Below are 10,381 nucleotides of genomic sequence, written 5' to 3'. Positions count from 1 at the left end.
GCGTAGCTCTCGACCTGCATGGCCGCCTTCAGGCCGGTCGCGGCTGGCATGGCTGCCTGGGCCGGGTCGGCAGCGGCCAGGAGCGTGACGGCCCCGATCAGGCCAGCGACTGTCTTATCCATTGACGAGATCCTTTCAGGAACAACGCCGGCGGCCGCCCTCGAAAGGGCCACCGGGACGCGGTCTGAAACACCAAGGGGAAACGGACCGTTCCGGTTTCGCGGCCTCAGGGAAAGTCAATTTCACGGCATGTGCGGCGATCGCGTTCCACCGGGCCGGCAAAAGGCGCCGGGCTGGAGAATGAAACCGAATTTAATGGACTTCGGCGAAATGAACGCGCGCTGAATTGCTTCAGCGGATGGCGGCCCTGCTCCGGAAGGTCTGTGAGCCGATCGGCTGACCTTGGACCCCGCCGGCGGCACACGGCGTGTGCTGGACGGTTAACCAGGACCCGTCCGGAATCGACGAGCCCGAGCCGCCCCTCTCTGACCGGGTCTGGTGCCAGGTCTCGGAGTGGAGGGTGGAGCGCGCCGTGCGCGACCTGGTGCATGCCTGCCCTGGTGCGATCCCGCCTTTCACGCGACATCGACGACACCGAGCGCGACGTTGGCGCCGCTGTGCCCCTTCCGGCGTCGTGCTCTCCGGCGGATCATCCGAGGGTGGGGACAACAACCGCCGGCTGTCGGATCCGGCGCAAAGGGTCGTGCCGGTGCGCCACGAAGCGGAGGCAGCGTTAATCCGTTCGGCCGCGCGGCGGGCGTCAATTTGTCTGCGCGTTGCATTTGCAGTGACCCAATTCGTACAATTTGTAGAAATCGTCCTGCATTCATCACGGCGACAGCTTGACGTCTCGTTCCGTCTAAAGGAAATCAGCCGGCCAGAGTGCCACGCTGAAGGGCATGCCGCGCGAGCGGAATCTTGGAGAGGAAACGATGGTCTTCGCAGGTCGCGCGGCAGCTGCGTTGCTGCTGGTCACCATGGTGTCGGCCCCGGCGCGGGCCGCGGACCCGATCAAGATCGGGCTGAGCGGCCCCTTTACGGGGGGCTCGTCTTCGATGGGCGTTTCGATGCGGGACGGCGCCAAGCTCGCCGCGGCCGAGATCAACAAGGCCGGCGGCGTCCTCGGCCGGCCGATCCAGCTGATCGAGCGCGACGACGAGGCCAAGAACGAAGTCGGCGCGCAGGTCGCGCAGGAACTGATCAACAAGGAGAAGGTGGTCGCCACCGTCGGATTCATCAACACCGGCGTCGCGCTGGCCGCCCAGCGCTTCTATCAGGAAGCCGAGATCCCGGTGTTCAACAACGTCGMCACCGGGACGATCATCACCAACCAGTTCAAGGAGCCGGATTACGACGCGAACTACGTCTTCCGGAACTCCGCCTACGACGTGCTCCAGGCCGGCCTGATGGTCGACGAGGCCCTCGCGCAGGGCCACAAGAAGATCGCGGTCCTCGCCGACTCGACCAATTACGGCCAGCTCGGCCGCGAGGACATCGAGAAGTACCTGGCGACCAAGAACGTGAAGCCCGTCGCGGTCGAGAAGTTCAACATCAAGGACGTCGACATGACGGCCCAGCTGCTCAAGGCGCAGCAGGCCGGCGCCGAGGTGATCCTCGCCTACGGAATCGGGCCGGAGCTGGCCCAGATCGCCAACGGCATGTCCAAGCTCGGCTGGAAGGTGCCGATGATCACAAGCTGGCCGTCCTCGATGCAGAGCTTCATCGACATCGCTGGCGCGAACGGCAACGGCGTGATCATGCCCCAGACCTTCATCGAGGATGGGACCCTGCCGAAGCGCAAGGCGTTCCTGGAGAACTACTACAAGACCTACGGCGTGACGAAGATCCCGACCCCCGTGGCCGGTGCCCAGGCCTACGACTCGGTCTACCTCCTCGCCGCGGCGATCAAGCAGGCCGGCGGCACCGACGGCCCGAAGATCCGTGCCGCCCTCGAGAACCTGAACGAGAAGGTCGAGGGCGTGGTCACCACCTACGACAAGCCCTTCACCGCCAAGGACCATAACGCGATCTCGCGCAACATGGTCGTGTTCGGGAAGGTGCAGGACGGCAAGATCGTCTACGACAAAGCCGAGGATGCCAAGAATGCCGGCGTCGTCCGCCTCAAGGAGAAGTCCTCGAACTGAGGGTCCGGACGCCGCGGCCGTCAGGGTCGCGGCGTCCCCTTCCGAGTCGGCGGCGTCTCGTCTGCCGGCGCTGCGCAGAGCGGTCCCGCGGCACCCGCCGGGCGACCGCACGCTCCTCCGGTGACAGCGATCCCATGGAAATCCTGCTCCAGCTCATCGCCTCCGGCGTCGCGGTCGGCATGATCTACGCCGCCATCGCGTTCGGCTATCAGCTCACCTTCGCGACCTCGAAGACGCTCAATTTCGGCCAGGGCGAGGCGCTGGCGCTCGGAGCCCTGTTCGGCCTCACCCTGGTGCCGTTCGTCGGCTACTGGCTGATGATCCCGCTGGTCCTGGTCTTCGGCTTCGCCCTCGGGGCCGTGGTCGAGCGGCTCGGCGTGCGCCCGGCCGTGAAGATCAAGTCCGAGTACGGGTGGATCATGGCGACCATCGCGCTCGGCATCATCTTCAAGAACGTCGCCGAGAACGTCTGGGGCCGCGACGACCTGAAATTCCCATCCCCGCTCCCCGAGACGGCCCTCCAGGTCGGCGGCGTGCGCATCCTGCCGATGGAGCTGATGATCGTCGCGGGCGCGCTGCTGATGATGCTCGCCGTCGAGATCTTCAATCGCAAGTCGATCTGGGGGAAGGCGGTCGTCGCCACCTCCAACGACATCGACGCCGCCGGCCTGATGGGCATCAACACCCAGAAGGTGATCACCCTGTCGTACTCGATCAGTGCCATGACGGCGGCCTTCGCGGGCGTGCTCGTGGCGCCCGTGACGCTCACCGGCGCCACGATGGGTTCCGTCCTGGCCCTGAAGGCCTTCGCGGTGGCGATCATCGGCGGCCTCGAATCCGGCCTCGGCGTCATCGTCGGCGGCCTGATCCTCGGCGTCGCGGAGACGCTGACCGGCTTCTACATCTCGACCGGCTACAAGGACGTGCCGGGCCTGATCCTGCTCCTCGTCGTCCTCTCCATCCGCCCGGTCGGCCTGTTCGGCAAGGCCGTCATCAAGAAGGTCTGACCGTGACCGCCCGCGCAATCCTCACGGCAGCCTGAGCCATGGCGCAGACCCTCGCCCCCGCCGAAGCGCCCGCCCCGGCGGCCGCCCCCAGCCTGTCGCGCCACATGGGCGTCCTCGGCGCCGTGCTTCTGGTCGTCGGCCTCGCCGTCTTCCCGCATGTGGTCACGAGCTCGTACTACATCCACCTGATGGTGGTGATCGCGATCTACGCGATCCTGATCCTCGGGCTCGACATCGTGGTCGGCTACACCGGGCAGGTGAGCCTCGGCCATGCCGGCTTGTTCGGCGTCGGCGCCTATTCGGCGGCGGTGCTGTTCCTGCACTTCAAGCTCGGCCTGTGGTGGGGCATCCTGGCGGGAATCGGCGTGACCTCGGCTTTCGGGCTGCTGCTCGCCGTGCCGGCCCTGCGGGTCACCGGCCCCTACCTCGCCATGGTGACGCTGGCCTTCGGCACCATCATCCAGATCTTCATCAACGAGCTGACGCCCCTGACGAACGGCCCGCTCGGCATCACGCTGCCGCCGGCCCGCGTCCTCGACTTCTCGCTCCTCGGCCTCCAGGCCCCCTGGGGTGCGGCCGGGCGCAAGCTCGAATTCTATTACGTCGTCTGCCTCGCGCTGCTGGCCACGATCCTGGTGGTCAACCGCGTGGTCCGCTCGCCCTACGGCCGGGCCTTCGAAGCGCTGCGCGACTCGCCGATCGCCTGCGACTGCATGGGCGTCAGCGTCTACCGCTACAAGGTCTACGCCTTCGTGATCTCGGCGGCGCTGGCGGGCCTCGCGGGCGCCCTGTTCGCGTGGTCGGAGCGCTACGTGGCGCCGAACTCCTACGGGTTCGAACTGACCGTGCTGTTCCTGCTCGCTGTCACGATGGGCGGGCGCAAGTCGCGGGCGGGGCCGATCATCGGCTCTGCGATCATCGTGATGATGCCGAACGTGCTCGCCGATATCGGCCTCGTGCGGATCATGGCGGGAATCATCGCGCTGTCCGCGCTGGTCGTGGGCGGCCTGGCCTTCCTGCGCCGCCAGGAGAACCGGTTCGCCCTGCTGGTGCCGGTCGGACTCTGCCTCGCCTTCCTGCCCGCGACCCTGCTGCTCGAATCCGTCACCGACTTCCGCCTGACGGTGTTCGGCCTGATGATCCTGTTCGTGGTGTACTACCTGCCGGACGGGATCGTGGGCTTCGTCCGCGAGAAGATCCCGGCCCTGCGCCCGGCCCACACCGCCGAGGGCAAGAGCCTCCACGCCGAGGGCGCGGCGCTCAGCGTCCAGAGCGGCGGCCGGGGCGCCGATCCGCTGCTCACGGTCGATCAGGTCCTGATGCAGTTCGGCGGCCTCAAGGCCCTGGCCGGCGTGAACCTCGTGGTCCGGCCGGGCACGATCCACGGGCTGATCGGGCCGAACGGCTCCGGCAAGAGCACGATGATGAACGTGCTCACCGGCATCTACCGGCCGACCGGGGGCAGCGTGACCCTCGCCCGCGGCCAGGGCTCGAAGCGCCTCGACGGGCGCACGCCCTCCGAGATCGCCGCCGCCGGTGTCGCCCGCACCTTCCAGAACGTGCAGCTGTTCCGCGAGATGACGGCGCTCGAGAACGTGCTGGTCGGTCTCCACCACAGCTTCCGCGGCACCCTGTTCGACGCGATCCTCGGGACGCCGCGTCGGCGCCGGGAGGAGCGCGAGCAGCGCGCCCGCGCCATGGCGATGCTCGACTTCGTGGGCCTCGGCGCCCTCGCGCAGGTGGAGGCCCGCAACCTGCCCTACGGCAAGCAGCGGCTCCTCGAGATCGGCCGCGCCCTTGCCCTCGACCCGGTCCTGCTCCTCCTCGACGAGCCCGCCGCGGGCCTCACCGCCCCCGACATCGCCGAGCTGACGGCGATCATCCGCAAGATCCGGGACGCCGGCATCACGGTGATCCTGATCGAGCACCACATGGACGTGGTCATGGGCCTGTGCGACCGCGTCAGCGTCCTCGATTTCGGCCACAAGATCGCGGAGGGCAACGCCCGCGAGGTGCAGTCGGACCCGAAGGTGGTCGAGGCCTATCTCGGCAGCCCGGTCGCCGACGAGGAGATGACCCATGCTTGAGGTCACCGGACTGTCGGCTGGTTACGGCCAGGTCGAGGTTCTGCACGGCCTCGATTTCGCGGTGCCGAAGGGTCAGGTCGTGGCGCTGATCGGCTCGAACGGAGCCGGCAAGACCACCACGATGCGCGCCCTGTCGGGCATGATCCGCCCGCGTGCGGGCTCGATCCGCCTGAACGGGCGCGAGATCGGCGGCCTCGACAGCCACGACGTCGCCCGGTCCGGCCTCGCCCATTCGCCCGAGGGACGGCGCGTGTTCCCGACGCTCTCGGTCGAGGACAACCTGACGCTCGGTGCGTTCCCCCGCCTGACGGGCTCCCGGCCGAAGGGCGACGTCGCGGCCGACCGCGAGCGGGCCTTCGAGATGTTCCCCCGCCTCAAGGAGCGGCGCACGCAGCTCGCCGGCACGCTGTCGGGCGGCGAGCAGCAGATGCTCGCCATGGGCCGCGCCCTGATGCTGCGGCCCGAGATCCTCCTCCTCGACGAGCCCTCGATGGGGCTCGCCCCGAAGCTGGTGGAGGAGGTCTTTCGGATCATCCGCCTGCTCAAGGCCGAGCAGGTGACGATGCTGCTCGTGGAGCAGTTCGCCATGGCGGCGCTCGGCGTCGCCGACCACGCCTACGTGCTGGAGAACGGTCGGATCCGCTTCCAGGGGCCGGCGCAGCAGATGCGCAACGATCCGGCCGTGCGGGCGGCGTATCTCGGCGGCAGCCATTGATCCACCGCCGGGGCGGCTTTCCGTTCCAGGGCACGGCCCACGGCCGATCTGGCCACGCCGCCCGGCAGGCGGCGCGCGCAGCACGGCCTACGACCGCTTCGATCGCTGGTCGTCGGGCGCGGCGCGCTGGACGGTCACGTGCCTGCGGCCGGATGCCTGGATTGCACCGGTCGCAATTTCTCGAACCGCTTCACGAGCCGATCCCGCTTCAGGCGCGACAAGCGGGCGATCCAGAAAACACCGTCGAGTTGATCGATCTCGTGCTGGATGATCGCGGCCGGAAAGCCCTCCGCCTCGGCCGCGTGGGCTGATCCGTCGAGGTCGAGATAGCGGAAACGAATGCGGGCGGCCCGCGTGATCCGTTCTCGCACCCCCGGCATGCTGACGCTGCCCTCGTCATGGGCCGCCGTATCGGGCGATGCCCAGGAAATGGCCGGGTTCACGTAGACGCTCAGGCTCGCCTCCGGCGACATCCGGGCCACGACGAGGCGCGCGGGAACGCCGATATGGGGAGCCGTCAGACCGAGGGCATTGGCGGCCACAAGCGTGTCCCGGACATCGTCGGCAAGGGCTTTGAGGGTTGGCCCAAAGTCGGTGACTGGGGCGGCCGGCAGCGTGAGGCGAGGATCGGGAAACACGAGGAGGGCGCGAGCCGCCATGGTTGGTCTATCCGCCTGCGAGGGTGTGCAATCCCGCCCCTCGCTATCGAAGGAAGCCCGCGGGGTGAACCGTCAAGGCGGACGAAGACCGATGCCGAAACGGTCGCCGCCCCCCGGCTCAGCCGACCGCTTCGTATCGCTTACGGTCGCTCGGACAGCTCCGGCTCCTCCTTCGGCTCGGGCATCGCAGCCCCTCGGCTTGTCTGCCTGGGTCGCGCCACCCGATGACCTTGCCATCCGCATGGAGGAAGGCGTTCTCCAAGGATCGGACCGGACCAGATCCGGAGTTGCATTTTTCTCAATGCCACAGTGATCGGACAGGAAAATTAATATCCCAAGCGATTGAAATCATCATCAGGTCGGCATCGAAGCTGCCAGCTGCCTGCGATGCAATCACGGTGACGCAGCAGGCTGCGAGTTCGATGGATCGATACAGAAATCTTCACTTTTTTACTAAATAGATACTTCACTCGAAGCTAGATTCGCAGCCCGAACGAAACCACCGATATTGAAATTTTGACTTAGAAAAAGGAAGTCGCCGATGGAGCGTCGTCGCCCTCAAAAGTGGCGTTCGCGGCGTGCGTGGGTCCTGCGGAGAAGGCGGCGGGGAATTCGAAGCGCAACGCCAGGAGCGCCGAGCGGATCGCTCCTTTCACCTGTGCGGGCGCACCCCGCACTTCAGCCTCGTCGCGAAGGTGTCGAAGCTCATGCAGGAGGACGGTCCGTTGCGGATCGCCCGGCAGCCCGTAATCGCTCGTCAAGAGGGCCAACAATGCACGGCCGAGCGGGTCCTCGAGCAGCGTCCACATGCCAGCGTCCCTGTTCAGGATGTCGCGCTACACTGAACCGCGATGATCTTGACGCTCAAGCATAGACGCACCGTTGAACACCATAGAACTTAATAGGTATTCGCGTGGCGGCTGCGACTGATGCCCATATGTCGGCCCGGCTGCCTGGAGGGGTAGCCCTGATCGCTTGCCTCGCCGATCCCGGCCGCTGCCCGGGGCCGGCCGGCCGATGAGACCGATACCGCTCAGCAATGGGGCGACGGCACGCGCGCTGGAGGGGAGGGCGCAATGTCGCCAGAGGTGAAGCGCGCCGATCTCGATCGCGCGACGGTGACGGGCAGAGAGGACCTCGAGATCATCACACAGCTGGTGGAGTTCCCGCCCGGCTCCATGTCGCCGCGTCACTTCCATCATGGCGAGGAGACGTTCTTCGTGCTGGAGGGTGGAACGGTTCAGGAAGCGGGTCGGCCGCCGCGGGAGCGCGTCTCAGGCGAGCACGGCGTCATTCCGCGCGGCGTCCACCACTCCGGCTACACCGTGATCGGTCACAGGACGATCAAGGTCCTGTCGGTCTACGTGGTCGACAAGTGGAAGCCCCTGCAGGAGCCCGTGGCGTGACTGACGGGCTACCGGGGCCGGCGCGGCGCCGGCCGAGGATGGGGTTGGCTTGCACCCTGTCCGCCCCCGGCCCGTGTCGCGACGGCGATCACCGCCGATCCGGGTGACGTCAGCGGGCCTTGGTCCGGACGCCCCGTGCGCTCGCTGCCCCCCGGTCCATGGCGCAGGGGCTCATTCCTGCCGGCGTCAGCAATCACCGAGCCCGCACAGAACAGTCCGACCTGATCCGCGTTGCCCTAGGAGCCCGAAGATGGGCCGAACCGAGGAAACGCACATGCGCATCAAGACATTCGGCATCGCGGCCGCCCTCGCGGTGGCCCTGACCGGCACCGCCTATGCCCAGCAGCCTGCGGGCGGCGGCAGCGCCACGGGCAACATGAACAACCCCGGCAGCGTGAAGAGCAACGGACAGAAGGCGACCGAGGGAACGGCCGGTGCGACCACCGGCTCGACGACCGGGGCGGCCGGAGCGGCGACAGTGCCGGGGACCGGGACCGCGCGCCCCGGCATAGGCGCTGGCGGCAGCACCGCGGCCCCGACGCGATAGCCAGACGGTCGGAACCGGGGCGCAACGCCCCGGTTTCCGGCCCATGCGTTGGTTGTTCCCTCTCAGTCTCGTCCTGATCCTGTTCGTCGTCGCGCTCACCCATTGGCAGGGTCGCACACAGGCTGCCGGCGACATGACGGCTCGGCGTCCTCACAGACGCGGGTAGCGCGCTCGAACCCAAGCGGCGACTCTGCCACTCTCACGGGGAGGGTGTCACCCAGCGACGGCGGCAGCGCACATGAGCATCGTCGGGGCGCGACCGTTCTGTTGCGTGGAATGGTCAGTCCCTCCTGAACCACGCTGTGAGGGCGGGAGGCGCGGGCTCGGTCTTCCGGGCTCATCGCGGTGACCCACCGATTGCAGTCGACGGCTTGACCGCGGACCGGCGAGGATCGCCCTGACCGGAAACCCTCGACCGACTCCGCGCAGACCGGACCCGGATCCTCCTCTGACGAGACCGACTCAGACCGCTTGGCACCGGCGGCCGCAGCTTCTTCGTGCACGTCGGCTGGTCGAGCCAGCGCTTGCGATGGCTCGACCAGCCCGCCCAGGCTTTCCAGCCCCGCCGGCAGCCGCCGAGCGAAGCCGCTCCGTCAGCGTGATGCGCGGTCGATCAGCAGCTCAGTCGACGACCTTCCGCCATTCCGACCTTCCGGTAGTGGAACAGGCCGGATTTGACCGCACCGCTGATGACAGCTCTCCGCACATCCGGGTTGCAGCGCAGATATTCCTGCTCATCGAACGCATAGTCGCCGCGTTGGCCGCGCGGAGCTCGATCATAGTCGCGGTCGTAATCGCGGCGGTCACGATCGCCGTAGCCTCGGTCGCGAGACCCGTAGTCCCCACGGTCGTAACCGTAATCGCGACCGCCATAGGGCTGCGCCAAGGCGGGAGCGACACCGCTCAGGAGCGCCAAACCCAGGACAGCTGCCGAACCGATCTTCATACCGTACTCCTCGTCGTAGAGAGCCTTGAACGCTTTCAGCGTCGGGTGGTTCGAAGGCAAGGGTTGGACGCCGCACCTTCAGCCCAGCCAGCCCTGTCGCGCGGGGCCATCCTGCGATCACGGCTGGAGAATTCTCGCTTCAGATTCGGCTGACATCCGACGTTTCGATGCCGGAGCCGAGAAGCCCGCCCCGCTGGCCGTGGGCTTTTTCCACGTTGATGCCGTCGTCAGCTTCGGATCTCTGCTCGAACCCCGACGGAAGGTTTGTGGCCGGCGGTCTAGGCCATCGCGATCGGGACGGCGTGTGCGTCTGCATCCGTCGAGAGCGCATCGTACCGATGGGGCAATCGGCGTGGAGGACGACGTCCGTGCGCCGCGCCTGCAGGCCGGCGTGCCCGATGGATCTCGACCGTCGCGCCGTCGCGCGCGAAGGATCCGAAGGGGAATGCTCGAACTCGTCGTCTTCGTCCTTCGTCCCCGATCCAGTCAGATCCAATCAGATCCTCTTGCCTTGAACACCCAGGCCGACGCGATCGGCCGCAGCGGACGCGCATCCGTGCTGGAAAATCGCCTGCTTCAGCGCTTCAACGGCTTGGCAGGCCTCACGCCGCATCTGGCCCAAGAGCCTGTCGCTGGCGCCATCGGGTGACAGGAGAAGCTGTTGCAGGCCATCGACGCACTCTATCATGTGCGCCTGAGCCTCCTGTATTGTACCGTTCGGCTCTATGAACCGCATCGAGCCATGGATTGTCCGTCGAACAAGTTCAAGCAGATCCCCATCGCTTGCCAGGGAGCCTTGCACACGCGCCAGAGCGCCTCGAAAATCCTGGTCAAGGTCGGATTTAAGCTGGCTCACTGATGACCCTGCAC

11 protein-coding genes are annotated in these 10,381 nt (G+C 67.1%); 8 read left to right on the top strand and 3 right to left on the bottom strand.

Annotation, left to right across the window (positions count from 1 at the left end):
* Positions 1–932 precede the first annotated feature (932 nt).
* The 4 genes from AC1DXK_RS28530 (at position 933) to AC1DXK_RS28515 (ending at position 5,953) form a co-directional block, all read left to right on the top strand.
* Positions 933–2,144, top strand: coding sequence for an ABC transporter substrate-binding protein (locus AC1DXK_RS28530; RefSeq protein ID WP_477299556.1), 1,212 nt, complete (start codon positions 933–935; stop codon positions 2,142–2,144).
* A gap of 134 nt (positions 2,145–2,278) precedes the next feature.
* The gene (locus tag AC1DXK_RS28525) at positions 2,279–3,151 is read left to right on the top strand and encodes a branched-chain amino acid ABC transporter permease (protein WP_457107156.1); all 873 of its coding nucleotides are present in this window, start codon (positions 2,279–2,281) and stop codon (positions 3,149–3,151) included.
* A 38-nt stretch (positions 3,152–3,189) separates the two neighbouring features.
* On the top strand, positions 3,190–5,238 hold the full coding sequence (locus tag AC1DXK_RS28520) for a branched-chain amino acid ABC transporter ATP-binding protein/permease (protein ID WP_477299555.1): 2,049 nt from the start codon (positions 3,190–3,192) through the stop codon (positions 5,236–5,238).
* Positions 5,231–5,953 (top strand): ABC transporter ATP-binding protein, encoded by a 723-nt coding sequence (locus AC1DXK_RS28515; protein ID WP_457107154.1) that lies wholly within the window; start codon positions 5,231–5,233, stop codon positions 5,951–5,953. Before AC1DXK_RS28520 ends, AC1DXK_RS28515 begins: the two co-directional genes overlap by 8 nt.
* Before the next feature lie 134 nt (positions 5,954–6,087).
* Here the strand turns inward: AC1DXK_RS28515 and AC1DXK_RS28510 are convergent, their stop codons facing one another.
* On the bottom strand, positions 6,088–6,612 hold the full coding sequence (locus AC1DXK_RS28510) for a peptide deformylase (protein ID WP_457107153.1): 525 nt from the start codon (positions 6,610–6,612) through the stop codon (positions 6,088–6,090).
* Positions 6,613–7,133: 521 nt separating this feature from the next.
* A complete protein-coding gene (locus tag AC1DXK_RS28505) occupies positions 7,134–7,421 on the bottom strand; it encodes a hypothetical protein (protein WP_457107152.1) in 288 nt (95 codons plus the stop codon).
* Between the two features lie 267 nt (positions 7,422–7,688).
* Here AC1DXK_RS28505 and AC1DXK_RS28500 point away from each other — a divergent pair, with 267 nt between their 5' ends.
* Both AC1DXK_RS28500 and AC1DXK_RS28495 read left to right on the top strand, forming a co-directional pair.
* The gene (locus AC1DXK_RS28500) at positions 7,689–8,018 is read left to right on the top strand and encodes a cupin domain-containing protein (protein ID WP_477299554.1); all 330 of its coding nucleotides are present in this window, start codon (positions 7,689–7,691) and stop codon (positions 8,016–8,018) included.
* Between the two features lie 274 nt (positions 8,019–8,292).
* On the top strand, positions 8,293–8,565 hold the full coding sequence (locus AC1DXK_RS28495) for a hypothetical protein (protein WP_457107150.1): 273 nt from the start codon (positions 8,293–8,295) through the stop codon (positions 8,563–8,565).
* 613 nt (positions 8,566–9,178) lie between these two features.
* On the opposite strand, the gene AC1DXK_RS28490 is transcribed toward AC1DXK_RS28495, so the two are convergent.
* Complete coding sequence (locus tag AC1DXK_RS28490) at positions 9,179–9,511, bottom strand: hypothetical protein (protein ID WP_457107149.1); 333 nt, start codon at positions 9,509–9,511, stop codon at positions 9,179–9,181.
* A 445-nt stretch (positions 9,512–9,956) separates the two neighbouring features.
* Here AC1DXK_RS28490 and AC1DXK_RS28485 point away from each other — a divergent pair, with 445 nt between their 5' ends.
* Together AC1DXK_RS28485 and AC1DXK_RS28480 are read left to right on the top strand one after the other, a co-directional pair.
* Complete coding sequence (locus AC1DXK_RS28485) at positions 9,957–10,160, top strand: hypothetical protein (protein ID WP_477299553.1); 204 nt, start codon at positions 9,957–9,959, stop codon at positions 10,158–10,160.
* Between the two features lie 12 nt (positions 10,161–10,172).
* Complete coding sequence (locus AC1DXK_RS28480) at positions 10,173–10,370, top strand: hypothetical protein (RefSeq protein WP_477299552.1); 198 nt, start codon at positions 10,173–10,175, stop codon at positions 10,368–10,370.
* The last annotated feature ends 11 nt before the right edge of the window (positions 10,371–10,381 follow it).

The organism is Methylobacterium sp. P3_A11, from assembly GCF_056403155.1.
The sequence above is the reverse complement of the archived record's forward strand: the minus strand, read 5'-3'. Positions and strand labels throughout refer to the sequence as shown.

What these genes read in the sequence shown, in the direction of transcription:
- AC1DXK_RS28525 (WP_457107156.1), top strand. Translation starts at nt 2,279, where the DNA reads ATGGAAATCCTGCTCCAGCTCATCGCCTCCGGCGTCGCGGTCGGCATG.
- AC1DXK_RS28520 (WP_477299555.1), top strand. Translation starts at nt 3,190, where the DNA reads ATGGCGCAGACCCTCGCCCCCGCCGAAGCGCCCGCCCCGGCGGCCGCC.
- AC1DXK_RS28515 (WP_457107154.1), top strand. Translation starts at nt 5,231, where the DNA reads ATGCTTGAGGTCACCGGACTGTCGGCTGGTTACGGCCAGGTCGAGGTT.
- AC1DXK_RS28510 (WP_457107153.1), bottom strand. Translation starts at nt 6,612, where the DNA reads ATGGCGGCTCGCGCCCTCCTCGTGTTTCCCGATCCTCGCCTCACGCTG.
- AC1DXK_RS28505 (WP_457107152.1), bottom strand. Translation starts at nt 7,421, where the DNA reads ATGTGGACGCTGCTCGAGGACCCGCTCGGCCGTGCATTGTTGGCCCTC.
- AC1DXK_RS28500 (WP_477299554.1), top strand. Translation starts at nt 7,689, where the DNA reads ATGTCGCCAGAGGTGAAGCGCGCCGATCTCGATCGCGCGACGGTGACG.
- AC1DXK_RS28495 (WP_457107150.1), top strand. Translation starts at nt 8,293, where the DNA reads ATGCGCATCAAGACATTCGGCATCGCGGCCGCCCTCGCGGTGGCCCTG.
- AC1DXK_RS28490 (WP_457107149.1), bottom strand. Translation starts at nt 9,511, where the DNA reads ATGAAGATCGGTTCGGCAGCTGTCCTGGGTTTGGCGCTCCTGAGCGGT.
- AC1DXK_RS28485 (WP_477299553.1), top strand. Translation starts at nt 9,957, where the DNA reads ATGCTCGAACTCGTCGTCTTCGTCCTTCGTCCCCGATCCAGTCAGATC.